The 13,316-nt window shown below is 65.0% G+C and carries 17 protein-coding genes and 1 tRNA gene; 8 read left to right on the top strand and 10 right to left on the bottom strand.

Annotation, left to right across the window (positions count from 1 at the left end):
* Window positions 1–12 precede the first annotated feature (12 nt).
* Window positions 13–396 carry a thioredoxin family protein gene (locus WBB14_RS18750; protein ID WP_424241158.1) on the bottom strand — a complete coding sequence of 128 codons (384 nt, stop codon included), beginning with the start codon at window positions 394–396 and terminating at the stop codon, window positions 13–15.
* A 63-nt stretch (window positions 397–459) separates the two neighbouring features.
* Here WBB14_RS18750 and WBB14_RS18745 point away from each other — a divergent pair, with 63 nt between their 5' ends.
* The 3 genes from WBB14_RS18745 (at window position 460) to WBB14_RS18735 (ending at window position 3,151) form a co-directional block, all read left to right on the top strand.
* Entirely contained in the window at window positions 460–1,269 is an 810-nt protein-coding gene (locus WBB14_RS18745; protein WP_424241157.1) for an EI24 domain-containing protein, read from the top strand.
* Window positions 1,270–1,303: 34 nt separating this feature from the next.
* Window positions 1,304–2,119: a competence/damage-inducible protein A gene (locus WBB14_RS18740; RefSeq protein WP_424241156.1), complete on the top strand. Its 816-nt coding sequence runs from the start codon at window positions 1,304–1,306 to the stop codon at window positions 2,117–2,119.
* Between the two features lie 168 nt (window positions 2,120–2,287).
* Entirely contained in the window at window positions 2,288–3,151 is an 864-nt protein-coding gene (locus tag WBB14_RS18735) for an IclR family transcriptional regulator (protein ID WP_424241155.1), read from the top strand.
* Window positions 3,152–3,222: 71 nt separating this feature from the next.
* Here the strand turns inward: WBB14_RS18735 and WBB14_RS18730 are convergent, their stop codons facing one another.
* Window positions 3,223–4,200, bottom strand: coding sequence for a tripartite tricarboxylate transporter substrate binding protein BugD (locus tag WBB14_RS18730; RefSeq protein ID WP_424241154.1), 978 nt, complete (start codon window positions 4,198–4,200; stop codon window positions 3,223–3,225).
* Between the two features lie 382 nt (window positions 4,201–4,582).
* Here WBB14_RS18730 and phaP point away from each other — a divergent pair, with 382 nt between their 5' ends.
* Complete coding sequence (phaP, locus tag WBB14_RS18725) at window positions 4,583–5,161, top strand: TIGR01841 family phasin (RefSeq protein WP_424241153.1); 579 nt, start codon at window positions 4,583–4,585, stop codon at window positions 5,159–5,161.
* A gap of 148 nt (window positions 5,162–5,309) precedes the next feature.
* On the opposite strand, the gene WBB14_RS18720 is transcribed toward phaP, so the two are convergent.
* The 5 genes from WBB14_RS18720 to WBB14_RS18700 all read right to left on the bottom strand — a co-directional run bounded on the left by WBB14_RS18720 (window position 5,310) and on the right by WBB14_RS18700 (window position 9,490).
* Window positions 5,310–6,350: a quinone-dependent dihydroorotate dehydrogenase gene (locus tag WBB14_RS18720; RefSeq protein ID WP_424241152.1), complete on the bottom strand. Its 1,041-nt coding sequence runs from the start codon at window positions 6,348–6,350 to the stop codon at window positions 5,310–5,312.
* A 66-nt stretch (window positions 6,351–6,416) separates the two neighbouring features.
* Window positions 6,417–7,154 (bottom strand): arginyltransferase, encoded by a 738-nt coding sequence (locus WBB14_RS18715; RefSeq protein ID WP_424241151.1) that lies wholly within the window; start codon window positions 7,152–7,154, stop codon window positions 6,417–6,419.
* A gap of 41 nt (window positions 7,155–7,195) precedes the next feature.
* Window positions 7,196–7,969 (bottom strand): leucyl/phenylalanyl-tRNA--protein transferase, encoded by a 774-nt coding sequence (gene aat, locus WBB14_RS18710; protein WP_424241150.1) that lies wholly within the window; start codon window positions 7,967–7,969, stop codon window positions 7,196–7,198.
* Entirely contained in the window at window positions 7,966–8,547 is a 582-nt protein-coding gene (locus WBB14_RS18705) for an NUDIX hydrolase (protein ID WP_013391758.1), read from the bottom strand. Before WBB14_RS18705 ends, aat begins: the two co-directional genes overlap by 4 nt.
* A gap of 10 nt (window positions 8,548–8,557) precedes the next feature.
* A complete protein-coding gene (locus WBB14_RS18700) occupies window positions 8,558–9,490 on the bottom strand; it encodes a LysR family transcriptional regulator (RefSeq protein WP_424241149.1) in 933 nt (310 codons plus the stop codon).
* 129 nt (window positions 9,491–9,619) lie between these two features.
* Between WBB14_RS18700 and WBB14_RS18695 the strand changes: the two genes are divergently transcribed.
* Together WBB14_RS18695 and WBB14_RS18690 are read left to right on the top strand one after the other, a co-directional pair.
* Window positions 9,620–10,021 carry a DoxX family protein gene (locus WBB14_RS18695; protein ID WP_424241148.1) on the top strand — a complete coding sequence of 134 codons (402 nt, stop codon included), beginning with the start codon at window positions 9,620–9,622 and terminating at the stop codon, window positions 10,019–10,021.
* A gap of 95 nt (window positions 10,022–10,116) precedes the next feature.
* Window positions 10,117–10,581 carry a nuclear transport factor 2 family protein gene (locus WBB14_RS18690; RefSeq protein ID WP_424241147.1) on the top strand — a complete coding sequence of 155 codons (465 nt, stop codon included), beginning with the start codon at window positions 10,117–10,119 and terminating at the stop codon, window positions 10,579–10,581.
* A gap of 9 nt (window positions 10,582–10,590) precedes the next feature.
* On the opposite strand, the gene WBB14_RS18685 is transcribed toward WBB14_RS18690, so the two are convergent.
* Entirely contained in the window at window positions 10,591–11,181 is a 591-nt protein-coding gene (locus WBB14_RS18685) for a DUF2946 family protein (RefSeq protein WP_424241146.1), read from the bottom strand.
* Between the two features lie 2 nt (window positions 11,182–11,183).
* Complete coding sequence (locus WBB14_RS18680) at window positions 11,184–11,546, bottom strand: hypothetical protein (RefSeq protein WP_424241175.1); 363 nt, start codon at window positions 11,544–11,546, stop codon at window positions 11,184–11,186.
* 181 nt (window positions 11,547–11,727) lie between these two features.
* On the opposite strand from WBB14_RS18680, the gene WBB14_RS18675 reads away from it, so the two are divergent.
* Together WBB14_RS18675 and WBB14_RS18670 are read left to right on the top strand one after the other, a co-directional pair.
* Window positions 11,728–12,702, top strand: a complete 975-nt coding sequence (locus tag WBB14_RS18675; protein ID WP_424241145.1) for a D-2-hydroxyacid dehydrogenase family protein — start codon at window positions 11,728–11,730, stop codon at window positions 12,700–12,702.
* Complete coding sequence (locus WBB14_RS18670) at window positions 12,699–13,172, top strand: hypothetical protein (protein WP_424241144.1); 474 nt, start codon at window positions 12,699–12,701, stop codon at window positions 13,170–13,172. Before WBB14_RS18675 ends, WBB14_RS18670 begins: the two co-directional genes overlap by 4 nt.
* Window positions 13,173–13,233: 61 nt before the next feature.
* Here the strand turns inward: WBB14_RS18670 and WBB14_RS18665 are convergent.
* Window positions 13,234–13,307 (bottom strand) — tRNA-Cys (locus WBB14_RS18665).
* Window positions 13,308–13,316: the final 9 nt, after the last annotated feature.

Raw genomic sequence — 13,316 nt, 5'->3', positions numbered from 1 at the left:
GCAAGCCGGGGCTCAGGCGGCCAGCAGGCGCGGCAGGTCCGGCAATGCCGACGCGACGGCGGGACTGGTTTCATTCAGGCTTTCGAGCAGGCGTTCCAGGTGGCCGATGTGCGGCAGCATCGGGCCGTAGAACACCACCCGCTGGCCGATCTGCACCAGCAGCGTGGGGAAATTCTCCACGTCTTCGTCGCCCAGCAGTTCGGCGTGGTCTTCGATGTCGATCCAGGCGAAGACGTGCCGCGGCATGGCGTCGGCCAGCGCTTGCAGTTTTGGCTTGTATTGCTCGCAGGTATCGCACCAGGCCGCGCAGAAGCAGGCTACCAGCCAGGCGTCGGGCGATGAGCCGAGCCGCGCGCGCAGCGCGGCCAGGTCGGTATCGGGTACAAGTAGAGACATGTGGGCAGATCGAGGCGTGTTTGACTATCATACCCGGGATGTCTACCCCCTCATTCCTCGTCCATGACCGCTTTGCGCACTGATTCCGTCACGCCAGAAAACGGCCGATTTTCCGCAGCCGGCGCCGGCGCCGTCAGCGTGGGCCAGGCGTTCAAGCGCGCGCTGGTGTCCCAATGCCACCCCACCATGCTGTTCGCGGTGCTGCTGCCGTTCCTGATTGCGCTGGTGGGCTGCCTGCTGTTGCTGTACCTGTTCTGGACGCCGCTCAATGAATGGCTCGCGGCCGAAGCGGCACGCTGGGACTTCGTCAACCGGGCGGAGGACTGGATGCTGGCGATGGGGCTGTTCTCGCTCAAGGTCTACATGATTCCCGTGATCGCGGTGGCCATCCTGCTGCCGGTGTCGGGCATCCTGGGCCTGGCGATAGCCGCCGTCTTCGTGATGCCGCTGGTGCTGCGCCACGTCAGCCAGCGTGAATACGTGGGCGTCGCGCGACAGGGCAAGCACGCGACCGCGGTCAGCGTATGGAACGCGGTCTGGGTGTCCCTGGCCTTTGCCGCCGGCTGGCTGCTGACGCTGCCGCTGTGGCTGGTGCCGCCCATGGCCATCGTCTTGTCGATCTTCTGGTGGGCCTTCGCGTTTTCGCGCATGATGCGCGTGGACGCCATCGTCGAACATGCCAGCCCCGCCGAGCGCAAGCTCCTCCTGGAGCGCAACAACGGCGGCTTCTGGACCATAGGCCTGATTTGTTCGCTGCTGAACCTGTTGCCGCCAGCGTGGGTCATCCTGCCGGTGTTTTCGGCCCTGGTTTATGCCCATTACGGTCTGGAAGCGCTGAAGCGCTTGCGCGAGGACCGTGTCATCGACGTCTGACCGGCGTCACCCCTCTCAATTTCTGGAATCGGACATGGCCGCAGAATCCGCCGCCCGCCGCATCGGCCTCATCATCGTGGGGGACGAGATCCTCTCGGGCCGCCGTCAGGACAAGCATTTTTCCAAGGTCGTCGAGCTTCTGGGCGCGCGCGGCATGCAGCTGGGCTGGGCCGAAATCGTGCCTGACGACCGCGACACGCTCATCGCCACGTACAAGCGCAGCTTCGCCACCGGGGATGTGGTGTTTTCCTGTGGCGGCATCGGCGGCACGCCCGACGACCACACCCGCCAGGCCGCCGCGGCCGCGCTGGGCCTGCCGCTGGCGCTGCATCCCGAGGCCGAGCAGGCCATCGCCTTGCGCACGGCCGAGATGGCTGCCAAGGGGCAGGGCACCGCCGACATGAGCGCGCCGGAAAACCAGCAGCGCCTGCAGATGGGCGTGTTTCCGCAAGGCTGCGAAGTCGTGCCGAACCCCTATAACCGCATTCCTGGCTTCTTCATCAAGGACCACACCTTCGTGCCGGGCTTCCCCGTCATGGCCTGGCCGATGCTGGAATGGACGCTGGACACGCGCTATCGTGCGCTGCAGCATGTGCGCGCGCATGCGGAGCATTCCTTCCTGGTGTTCAGCATGCCGGAATCGCGCATTACGCCGGCCATGCATACCGTGGAAACCCGCTGGCCGGGCGTGCGGGCGTTCAGCCTACCGAGCGTGGGCGAGGCCGGCGGCACACCGCATATCGACCTGGGCGTGAAGGGCGAACCGGCCGCGGCGGCCGAGGCGCTGGAGTATTTGCGGGCCGAGGTGCTGCGCCTCGGAGGCAAGCTGGCGCCCCCGCCGGCAGCGTGAAGCCAGGGCCGCACTAGATGTGCGGCCCTTTTTTTGATACAAAAACCGGTTGCCAAACGCGCCAGTAAATTTCACAATACGGGAAAGAACTGTTTGCTGCGATGCCGCAAGTCCGGTTCCCTAAGGTGGGGCCCTACAGGCGGCGCGGCTGTCCTCGCTCCCCTTTCCATGTCCCGTCTCCCCACTACCCGCAATGCCCTGGACGCCGAGACCGAAGGCGCCTCCGCCCATCCCATCGCCATCCAGGTGATCGAACGCGCCATGCGCCTGCTCGACGCCCTGGCCGCGCAGCCGGATCCGGTAACGCTGAAAGAACTGTCCGCGACCACAGGGCTGCATGCGTCCACCGCGCACCGCATCCTGAACGACCTGGTCGTGGGGCGCTACGTTGAACGCGTCGACAACGGCCTGTATCAACTGGGCATGCGCCTGCTGGAGCTGGGGTCGCTGGTCAAGGGACGCCTGAACGTGCGCGAGGCGGCCATTTCCGCCATGCGCTCGCTGCATAAGCTGACCGGACAGACCATCAACCTGTCGGTGCAGCAGGGCGACGAGATTGTCTACATCGACCGCGCCTGGAGTGAGCGCTCGGGCATGCAGGTGGTCCGCGCCATCGGCGGCCGGGCGCCGTTGCACCTGACCTCCACCGGCAAGCTGTTCCTGTCCACCGCCGATGCGCGCCAGGTCCGCGCCTATGCACTGCGCACCGGGCTGGCCGGCCATACGCGCAACAGCCTGACCGACCTGGACCGCCTGGAGCGCGAACTGGCGCTGGTGCGGCGCCACGGCTATGCGCGCGACAACGAGGAACTCGAACTTGGCGTGCGCTGCATCGCCGCCGGCATTTTCGACGACACCGGCAAGCTGGTAGCGGGCCTGTCGATCTCGGCGCCCGCCGAGCGCCTGCAGGACGACTGGATCAAGGCTTTGGTCGATACCGCCGCCAGCATCTCGGAAGCGCTGGGCTACGAGCCCTCGGTATCCTCGGGCTTCAACGGGCTGGGCCTGGCCGCCGAGGCCCTGCGCTCCTGATCCCCAGGCAGCCGCTTAAATGAGAAAAGCCCCGTCAGGGGCTTTTCTCTTGCCTGCGCTGGAGGCGCTGGTTACTGCTGTTCGACGCCAGCCTTCTTGAACAGCTCGCCCCACTGCGGGACTTGCTGCTTGACCTTGGCATCCAGGGATTGCGGATTGGCTTCGGACGTCAGCACCGTGGCGCCCAGCTGCTTCATGCGGTCCTGGAACTTGGGGTCGGCCAGGCCGGCCTGCAGGCTCTTGATCAGCTTGTCCACGACCGGCTTGGGCGTGCCCTTCGGCACCCACATGCCATGCCAGATGCCCACTTCAAAGCCCTTGTAGCCGGATTCGTCCATGGTCGGCAGGTTCGGCAGCGTGGGGACGCGCTTCAGGCTGGTGACGGCGTAGGCCTTCACCTTGCTGCTATCGATCTGCTGGGTGGTGTTGGTGGTCTGGTCGCACAGCAGGTCCACCTGCTTGCCCAGCAGGTCGTTCATGGCCGGAGCGGTGCCCTTGTAGGGGATGGTCAGCAGTTGCACGCCCAGCGCTTCGACCAGCATGGTGCCGCACAGATGGCTGGCGGCGCCGATGCCGGCGTTGGCCAGGGACACCTTGTCCTTGTTCTGTTTGACGTATTCGGCCAGTTCCTTGATGTTGTTGGGCGGGAAGTCGGAACGCGCGATGATGGTCATCGGCACGTCGACCACCAGGCCGATAGGCTCGAAGCTCTTGTAAGGGTCGTACCCCGGATTCTTGTACAGCGAGGGCGCCGTCGAGAAGCCGGCGTGCATCAGCAGGACGGAATAGCCGTCAGGCTGCGCGCGCGCCACCTGGGTGGTGCCGATGGTGCCGCCGGCGCCGCCTTTGTTCTCGACCACAACCGTCTGGCCCAGGCTCGGCCGCATGGCTTCCGCGAGCGAACGCGCGACGTTGTCCGTCGGGCCGCCAGCGGCGAACGGCACCACCATGTTGATGGGGCGATCCGGATATTCGGCCTGGGCGGCGCCGGCTGCGAGCATGGCGCTGGCCGCGAGCAAGGCCGAAAGCGTGCGGGGGATGAGGGTCATGGAGTCTCCAATTGCAGGGTTTTGCTGCTGCGATTTCATTGTTGCGCGCTGACTTGTGGGTTTATTTGTCTGTCATCAGCGTGAAAGCAGTTTAGAAAACAATTGATACGTCGTCACTTCGGGTATTTCCTGAATCCTGGGAAATCTTTGTGCTGGATCAAACCCGGGTAAGGCGTGCACCGTCAAAGTGCAATTCTTTGTTGCGTTGCACAAAAACTAGTTGACAAGTTTTTTTCCCAGTCTAGAATGTCAATTGTGCAGTGCATCAAACGGGCCGGCGGTAGCTTGTAGTACCAGTTTCCGCGCACGTTTCTATAGTTCGTCGCAGACAACCATCCTTACTTGCCGGACAGCCTCCGGCTACCCCCTAAAGGAGCATTCTATGAGCGCCATTCCGCAACAAGTCCTGGACCGTCAAAAAGCCGGCATCAACACCTTCGTGGCCGCCCAGACCGCTGTTTTCGCCGGCTTCGAAAAGCTGGTCGAACTGAACCTGAAGGTCGTTCGGGCCACCCTGGACGAAGTCGCCCAGAAATCGCAGCAAGCCGCTGAAGTCAAGGATCCGCAGGAAGCCGCCGCTTTCGCCTCGGGCCTGCTGCAGCCGGGCGCCGAAAAGGCCATGGCCTACACCAAGCACGTGTACGACATCGTCGCCGGCGTGCAGACCAGCCTGGTCAAGCTGACCGAGGAACAGATCGCCGAAGGCCAGCAGCAGCTGAGCGAAGCCGTCGACCAGTTCTCCAAGAACGCCCCGACCGGCTCCGAAAGCGCCGTTGCCCTGATCAAGTCCTCGCTGGCCACCGCGACCAGCGCCTACGATTCGATGACCAAGGCCGCCAAGCAGGCCGCTGAAGTCGCCGAGTCGAACCTGAATGCCGCCGCCAACGCGACCTTCAAGGCTGCTTCGGATGCTGCCGACGCCGCCACCAAGGTTGCCAGCCGTAGCCGCCGCAGCGCCTAAGTTTTTGCCGCGCAGTGCTGCGCAAACCGCAGTTATGTAGTACTGTTGAGTGACAGAGCAGAGCTGGAATTAGGGCCACCCACCGGGTGGCCCCTTTTTTTGCCTGTCTTTTATCCGTCTTGCCGGTGGATGCCGGCGGCGTTTCGGGTCAGCGCGCCACGGCGCGCACGCATTCGCCCACCAGGGCCGGGCCGCGGTAGATCAGGCCGGTATAGAGCTGCACGGCGTCGGCGCCCGCGTCCATTTTCTCGCGGGCCTGCCGGCCCGACATCACTCCGCCCACGCCGATGATGGCCAGGCTGCCGCCCAGCTTTTCCTTCAGGCGGCGGATTACCGCCAGCGACAATTCATGCACGGGCGCGCCCGACAGGCCGCCGGCTTCCTCGGCATGCGGCTGGCCGGCGACGGCGTCCCGCGAGAGGGTGGTGTTGGTGGCGATGACGCCGTCGATGCCATGGCGCGGCAGGGTTTCCGCGATGGAATCGATCTGCTCCTGCGTCAGGTCGGGAGCGATCTTCACCGCCATGGGCACGCGGCGCTGGTGCTTGTCTTCCAGCGAGCGGCGCTTGTCCGCCAGTTGCGCCAGCAGGGCCGACAGTTCGTCGCCGCCTTGCAGCGCGCGCAGGTTCTTGGTGTTGGGCGAGGAAATGTTCACCGTCACGTAGTCGGCATGGGGATACACCCCTTCCAGCCCGATCAGGTAGTCGTCGGCGGCGCGCTCGATGGGCGTGTCCGCGTTCTTGCCGATGTTCAACCCCAGGATGCCACCCTGCTTGCGCCAGGCGCTGCGCTGCACATTGGCCAGGAAGGCATCGAGCCCCTGGTTGTTGAAGCCCAGCCGGTTGATCAGCGCGTCAGCGCGCGGCAGCCGGAACATGCGCGGCTTCGGGTTGCCGGGCTGGGCGCGCGGAGTCACCGTGCCTACCTCGATGAAGCCGAATCCCAGGTTGCCCAGCGCATCGATATAGGCGCCGTTCTTGTCCAGGCCCGCGGCCAGCCCGATCGGGTTGGCCAGTTGCAGGCCCATCAGCGTGCTAGGCGCCTTCGGCTGCGCATGCATGAGCTTGCGCGTGGCCCCGCATTCATAGGCGCGCTGCAGGCCCGACAGGGTGACTTCGTGGGCGGTTTCCGCGTCCATGGCGAACAGCGCCGGGCGGGCCAGGGGATAGGCGTGGAAGAGGATAGACATGGGGCGGAATTGTAGAGCGAATTTTGCCGGCCCTGCGCCGCGCCTGGCGCCCTTTGGGGGCTGGAATCAGGCGGACGGCAGCGCGGGCTGCGCGCCCCACACGCCGTCGACCAGGAACTGGGCCGGGTGGAAGCTGGATTTGTAGGACATCTTGCGGCTGTCGGCGATCCAGTAGCCCAGGTACAGCCAGGGCAGGTTCAGCGTGCGGCATTGCTCGATCTGCCACAGGATGCTGTACGTGCCCAGGCTGCCGGCAAGGTCGGGATCGTAGAAGGTGTAGACGGAGGACAGGCCGTCGTCCAGCACGTCGATGATGGACACCATGACCAGCGCGCCGGTCTCGTCGCGGAATTCGACTAGGCGGGTGTTGACGCGGCTGGTGAGCAGGAATTGCGCATACTGCGTGCGGCTGTCCTCGTCCATGCCGCCGCCCGGATGGCGGCCCTGCTGGTAACGCGTGTAGAGCCGGTAGTGTTCGGGCGACCAGGCCAGCTCCGCCACGAACGATTGCAGGCCTTGGTGGTCGCGCCAGGCGCGGCGCTGGCTGCGGTTGGGCGCGAAGCCTGCCGTATCCACGCGCACCGGGATACAGGCATGGCAGTTATCGCAATGCGGCCGGTAGGTGAATAGCCCGCTGCGCCGGAAGCCTTGCTCCACCAGCTGTGAATACGTGCCCGCGTTGATCAGGTGGCCGGGCGCGGCGACCTGCGACCGCGCCTGGCGACCCGGCAGATAGCTGCAAGGGTAGGGAGCGGTGGCGTAGAACTGCAGGGTGGAGAAAGGGAGTTCTTTGAGCTGGCTCATCGGAGGTCCCGCGATGCGGCGGCAGGTCCGCAAAGGGCTGGCTACATATTAACGCCGAACCCCGCGCCCGATGCTGTGTCGGGATGCAAGCGGCCGGCGCCGTCCAGTGTGCCGCGGGCCCAGGCGACGGCGGGCAGCGCCGTGGCTGCCCGCACGTGCTGGAGGAACACGGCGCGCGGAATGGGCCGCGCGCCCAGGCTGGCCAGATGGCGCGTCTGCTGCTGGCAGTCGATGCGCTCCACGCCTTGCGCGGCCAGATAGCGCACCAAATAGGACAGGGCGATCTTGGAAGCATTGGGCGCGCGGGTGAACATGGATTCGCCGAAGAACATGCGGCCCAGGCTGATGCCGTAGAGGCCGCCCGCCAGTTCGCCGTCGATCCAGGTTTCGATGCTGTGCACGTAGCCGGCCTCATGCCAGGCGCGATAGGCCTGCTGCATGGCGGCGGTGATCCAGGTGCCCGGCTGGCCGTCGCGCGGGGCGGCGCATTGCGCCATCACTTCGGCAAAGGCGGTGTCCACCCGCACCTGCACGCGCGGCGCGGCGGCATGCTCCTGGCCCTCGATCTGCCGCAGCAGCTTGCGCAGCGAATGCGAAGGCGCGAAGTCCTTGATGCCGAGCACCATGCGCGGATCGGGGCTCCACCACAGAACGGGCTCGCCCTCGGAATACCAGGGGAAGATGCCGTTGGAATAGGCCTCGATCAGCCTGGCTGTCGACAGGTCCGCGCCCGCGGCGAGCAGGCCGTCGGGATCCGCTAGCGCAAACTCCGCAGGCGGAAAGGGCGTGTCAACGGCTAGCCAGGGCAGTTTCAACGGTGCGATTCTAGGGTGTAGTGATGGGGGGGGAACACGCCCTGCTTGCGGTCGTCGAAGTAGTGGCGCAGCGTCGTGGCCACGGTGCGGAACGCCAGATCGTCCCAAGGGATCTCGGACTCGTCGTAATAGCGGGCCTCCAGGCTTTCAGGACCTGGGTCGAGCTCGGCCGACAGCGCCTCGGCCAGGTAGAACACATGCACCTGATCGATCTGGGGCAGGTCGATGACGGTATAGAGCTCGCCCAGCTTGATGCGGGCGCCGGATTCTTCCAGCGTTTCGCGGGCGGCGCCCTGTGCCGTGCTTTCGCCCAACTCCATGAAGCCGGCTGGCAGGGTCCAGGTGTTGTAGCGTGGCTCGATGGCGCGCCGGCAGAGCAGGACGCGGTTTTCCCAGACCGGCAGGGTACCGACCACCAGCCTCGGATTCTGGTAATGGATCGCGCCGCAGTGATCGCAGATGTCGCGTTCGCGGTTGTCGCCTTCGGGAACCCGGCGGCTGATGGGCGAGCCGCATTGGCTGCAGAAATGCGAACGGCGCGGCGCGGGGAAGTATTCGAGGGGCGATTTTGCGGTCATGGGTACGATTCTAACGGCTGCGGCGGGGGCTGGCGCGCCGGCCCGGGACGGCCGGGGAGGGGGCGCCGAAGCGGCCCTCCAGATGCTCTACGAAGGATCGTACCTTGGGCGACAGAAAGCGCCGGTGCGGATAGACGGCGTACATGGAGATCGGGGTGTGGGCGTAGCTGGTCAGCAGCGGAATCAGGCGGCCGGCGCGGATGTCGTCGCCCACCAGGAAATCGGGCTGCAGGATGATGCCGTGGCCGGCCAGCGCCGCGGTCCGCAGCACGTCGCCGTTATTGGCCCGCAGGGCCGCATTCACGCGCACCAGATGGGTCACGCCGTCTTTCTCGAAATGCCATTCGTTGCCGGTACTGGCGTAGGCGTAATGCAGGCAGCGGTGCTGCTTGAGCTCTTCCGGCGTCTGCGGCGCGCCATGGCGCCGCAGGTATTCGGGGGCGGCGCAGACCAGCAGCTGCTGCGGCGCCAGCGGCCGCGCGACCAGCGACGAATCCTGCAGTGGCCCGATGCGCACGGCGACGTCGTAGCCGTCTTCCACCAGGTCCACCACGCGGTCGTTCAGGTCCAGGTCGATGATCACGTCGGGATAGCGCTGCAGGTACTCGGCAATGGCGGGTCCCAGATGCAGGATCCCGAACGACACCGGCGCGCTCACCCGCAGGCGGCCGCTGGGCCGCTGGCCCTCGGCCTGCAACGACAGTTCCAGGTCCGCCACCTCGGCCAGGATGGGCCGCACGCGTTCATAGAAGGCGCGTCCGGCGTCGGTCATGCTCAGCTTGCGCGTGGTGCGGTTCAGGAGGCGTACGCCGTACTTCTGTTCCAGATAGGCGATCTGGCGCGTGACTACGGAGCGGGCCTGGCCCATCTTGTCGGCCGCGGCCGCGAACGAGCCCAATTCCACGACCTTGGCATAGGTCTGCATGGCGGTGTGCGTGTCCAAGATTGTTTCCTATCGGGGAACAATAATTTGCAATTCTGCATGTTTATCTTTGTTTTTGGAATCGCAAGAATAGCGTTCATCAAGAATCTTCCCATCCTGGGCGATTCCCTACCGCTCTAGGAGAGTGCAATGGTTGATACCCGTACCGCGCCCTATGCCGCGCTGCTGCTGCGCGTGGCGCTCGGCGTCATGTTCCTGGCCCACGGCCTGACCAAGCTGCTGGTATTCACGCTGCCCGGCACCGCGCAGTTCTTCGCCAAGATCGGCTTTGCCGGCTGGCTGGCGTATCCGGTGACGTTCTTCGAGGTCGGCGCCGGCGTGCTGCTGATCCTGGGCATTGTGCCGCGCTGGGTTGCCGCCATTGCCGTGGTGCAGCTGTTCGTGGCGTCGACGGTGCATTTTCCCAATGGCTGGGGCTTCGGCAACGCCGGCGGCGGCTGGGAATATCCCATCTTCCTGGCCGTGGCGGCAGCCGTGCTGGCGCTGCTGGGCGACGGCAAGTTCGCGCTGGTCAGGAGCGGCCGCGGCTGACCGCTGCGCGCACCAGACTGTCTACTGCCACGGACGTGGCCGATAAGAGGGCCGGGCCATAGAATGGCCTGGCCTTTTTCCACTTCGGAGTTTCCATGTTCCTGCTCAAGCCATATTTCAAGCGCGCCGCCGCCGCGGCCATGCTGGCCCTGGCCTTGTCGCCCGCCGCCCATGCGTCCGCCGAACAGGAAGCCGCCAACAAGGCAGCCGTGCTGGCTTTCTACGAGAAGGGCCTGAACCAGAAGGACGCGGATGCGGCGCTGAAGTACGTGGGCGACCGTTATGTGCAGCACAACCCCAACGCGGCCGATGGGCCCGAGGGCTTCCGCAAGTTCATCGCCTTCCTGCGCGACAAGTTCCCGCAGTCGCGCAGCGAGATCAAGCGCGTCTTCACTGACGGCGACTATGTGATCCTGCACGTGCATGCGGTGCGCCAGCCAGGCGACCGTGGCAGCGCCATCATCGACATCTTCCGGTTGGAGCAGGGCAAGATCGTGGAGCACTGGGACGCGGTGCAGCCCATCCCCGAGCAGTCCGCCAATCCCAACGGCATGTTCTGAGCGTGTTGTTCAGGCGCGGGGGGCCGGCATGAAGCCGAACTCCTGCGCCACATCCTTCTGCGCGATCAGCGCCAGCGGCGCGGCCGCATAGGTTCCAGGCAGAGCGGCCTGGATCGTACCGCCGGGCGAGAGTTGCTCCAGCGCATCCAGCAGCGGTTCCCCTTCCGCCGTGGCCATCTTCTCCAGCAGCGGCGGCAGATCGCGGTCCAGCACGATGCCCGCTCCCAATGGCGTCATCGCATACAGCTGGCCCGCGTCGTCCAGCCTCCACGCGCTGACCGAATCGACCGCCTGGTTCGTGTGCGTGAGCAGGCCGCTGTTGTCATCGCTCAAGCGCAACACATACGGCGCCGCGTCCAGGCGCAGGAATACGCGCTGGGGACCGTTCTGGAAAAACCAGCGGCCCGCGTCATCGTGTTCATAGTTGCGGTTGATGAATTCCAGGATCTGGGTGTTGGTGATGGACTCGCCCGGCCCGCCCGCGGCCGATTGGCCTTGCGGGTGCAGGCGCCAGCGGCCGCGCGCGTCCAGGGACAGCCAGCCGTACACCGCCGGCACGTCGGGCCAGCGCGCGAGCGCGTCCTTCACCGATTGATCCATGTTCAGGGCCGGATGATGATGGGAGGAGGGTTGATGATGATGGCGGGCGCCGGCATCGCGGGCACCATCACCGGCTGCGGCATTTGCACGTAGCCATGGCGATAGTCGTCCCGGCACTTGCGCTTTTCCTGGTAGTCGCCGTTGCGCTTCCATTTGCGCTCGACCTTACAGGCGCCGTCCCAATACTGCTCTTTATACTCGCGTCCGTGCCGGTGGCGGTGCTTGTCCGAATCCGCCTGCGCCGCAAGCGGGGCCAGCGTGAGCAATGCCGCCGTGGACAGCGTCAGCAGCGCGGAGGAAGAGCGGGTTCGAGAGTTCGGAAGGGTGCGCATGGGATCGTCGTCAGTTGCAAACGGCGTCACCATAGCAATCATTTGATTGACGGCGCGTAGTGATGCGTAACGAGATGCTGGAGGGCGGGCCGCAATCGTACATGAGATCCTCATCTTCGATCTCGGCCGCCGGTCCTTCTGCGATTCTGATTTACGGGGAGTCGCAGGCGGCGTAAAAACTGAGTATCAACTTCTACTCGGCGGGTTCCGACATATGAAGATCGCTATTCTCGACGACTGGTTCGACACGCTTCGCCGCCTGCCCTGTTACTCGCTGCTGCGCGATCACGAGGTCACCGTCTGGACGGATCACATGGAAGATATCGATGTGCTCGCGCAGCGTCTCGCCGATACGGAAGCGCTGGTGCTGATCCGCGAGCGCACCACGATACGGCGCGAATTGATTCAGCGTCTGCCGAAGCTGCGCCTGATCAGCCAGCGCAGCGTCTATCCGCATATCGACGTCACCGCCTGCAGCGATCATGGCGTCCTGGTTTGTTCGGACCTGCACGCGGATACGCCTTCGTATGCTGCCGCGGAACTGACGTGGACACTGGTGCTGGCCGCCATGCGCCAACTGCCGCAACAGGTGGAGTCCATGCGTCAGGGCCGTTGGCAATATGGGGTTGGGCACACTGTCCGAGGCAAGACCATGGGCATTTTCGGCTATGGACGCATCGGCCGGGTGGTGGCGGGTTACGCGCAGGCATTCGGCATGCGGGTGCTGGTCTGGGCCCGTCCCGAGTCGCTGCAGCGCGCGCGTGAAGATGGCCACGAAATCGCGGCGTCCAAGGCGGAGTTTTTCTCGTCCTGTGACGTGCTGTCGCTGCATATGCGCCTGGTGCCCGCGACCAAGGGCATCGTCACCGCAGCGGATCTTGCCGTCATGAAAGAGGGTTCGCTGCTCGTGAACACCAGCCGCGCCGGGCTTATCGAACCCGGCGCCCTGGCGCCGGCGCTGCTGGCCAAGCGCCCGGGCATGGCGGCGCTGGATGTTTTCGAGCAGGAGCCCTTGACCGATACTTCGAATCCGCTTTTGCAGATGCCCAACGTCCTGTGCACGCCCCACATCGGATACGTGACTTACGAGGAATGGGATCTGCAGTTCAAGGACGTGTTCAACCAGATTCTCGCGTTTGCGGCGGGGGCGCCGGTAAACATGGTGAATCCGCAAGTGGCGGCGCCATGAACGCATCCCTGGAACGCCTCGCGAAACAGCACGATCTGGATGCCGATCGCAATGAACGCCTGCGTCTGGCATTCGGTCATGCCTGCGCGCTTAGGGTCGAACACTTGCTTGAGGAGCAGGATGTCGTGGATTGCCTGGCGATGCTCGGCCAGTATCTGGACGGCACGATCGACCACGAACGGCTACAGCAGGTTTGCGCTCAGGCCGCGCGCCTGGCGAACCAGCATCAGGGGTCGAAATCCATGGATGGCTGCGGCCATGCCGCCGTGTCGGCGACCTACGCCGTCGCCAGCGCTCTGGCCGGCAAGGCGCTCCGCGCGGCCGAATATGCGGCTTACGCCGCAGTCTACGGCCAGGGCGGCTATGGCGCGGTTTCAGATCCCGAATCGTTCGAGCCGGAGTTTGCCTGGCAAGCGGAATGTCTGGCTTCGTTGGCTACCCGCGAGGCTGACTGGCAGCCGGCGCGGTAATTGGCGGGTCCGGAAAAACAAAAAACCCGCAGAGCGTTATCTGCGGGTTTTTTGAAATTGCTGGAGGCGCAAGCCGGAATCGAACCGACGTACACGGATTTGCAATCCGCTGCATAACCACTCTGCCATTGCGCCAGAACTTGC

Source organism: Achromobacter sp. (assembly GCF_049647645.1).
In the GTDB taxonomy this organism is placed as follows: Bacteria; Pseudomonadota; Gammaproteobacteria; order Burkholderiales; family Burkholderiaceae_B; genus Achromobacter.
Note: the sequence above shows the minus strand (reverse complement) of the source record. Positions and strands in the feature narration are given on the sequence as shown.

Excerpts from the sequence above, each read along its gene's own strand:
- WBB14_RS18750 (WP_424241158.1), bottom strand. The coding sequence starts at position 396 with ATGTCTCTACTTGTACCCGATACCGACCTGGCCGCGCTGCGCGCGCGG.
- WBB14_RS18745 (WP_424241157.1), top strand. The coding sequence starts at position 460 with ATGACCGCTTTGCGCACTGATTCCGTCACGCCAGAAAACGGCCGATTT.
- WBB14_RS18740 (WP_424241156.1), top strand. The coding sequence starts at position 1,304 with ATGGCCGCAGAATCCGCCGCCCGCCGCATCGGCCTCATCATCGTGGGG.
- WBB14_RS18735 (WP_424241155.1), top strand. The coding sequence starts at position 2,288 with ATGTCCCGTCTCCCCACTACCCGCAATGCCCTGGACGCCGAGACCGAA.
- WBB14_RS18730 (WP_424241154.1), bottom strand. The coding sequence starts at position 4,200 with ATGACCCTCATCCCCCGCACGCTTTCGGCCTTGCTCGCGGCCAGCGCC.
- phaP (WP_424241153.1), top strand. The coding sequence starts at position 4,583 with ATGAGCGCCATTCCGCAACAAGTCCTGGACCGTCAAAAAGCCGGCATC.
- WBB14_RS18720 (WP_424241152.1), bottom strand. The coding sequence starts at position 6,350 with ATGTCTATCCTCTTCCACGCCTATCCCCTGGCCCGCCCGGCGCTGTTC.
- WBB14_RS18715 (WP_424241151.1), bottom strand. The coding sequence starts at position 7,154 with ATGAGCCAGCTCAAAGAACTCCCTTTCTCCACCCTGCAGTTCTACGCC.
- WBB14_RS18705 (WP_013391758.1), bottom strand. The coding sequence starts at position 8,547 with ATGACCGCAAAATCGCCCCTCGAATACTTCCCCGCGCCGCGCCGTTCG.
- WBB14_RS18695 (WP_424241148.1), top strand. The coding sequence starts at position 9,620 with ATGGTTGATACCCGTACCGCGCCCTATGCCGCGCTGCTGCTGCGCGTG.
- WBB14_RS18690 (WP_424241147.1), top strand. The coding sequence starts at position 10,117 with ATGTTCCTGCTCAAGCCATATTTCAAGCGCGCCGCCGCCGCGGCCATG.
- WBB14_RS18685 (WP_424241146.1), bottom strand. The coding sequence starts at position 11,181 with ATGGATCAATCGGTGAAGGACGCGCTCGCGCGCTGGCCCGACGTGCCG.
- WBB14_RS18680 (WP_424241175.1), bottom strand. The coding sequence starts at position 11,546 with ATGGTGACGCCGTTTGCAACTGACGACGATCCCATGCGCACCCTTCCG.
- WBB14_RS18675 (WP_424241145.1), top strand. The coding sequence starts at position 11,728 with ATGAAGATCGCTATTCTCGACGACTGGTTCGACACGCTTCGCCGCCTG.
- WBB14_RS18670 (WP_424241144.1), top strand. The coding sequence starts at position 12,699 with ATGAACGCATCCCTGGAACGCCTCGCGAAACAGCACGATCTGGATGCC.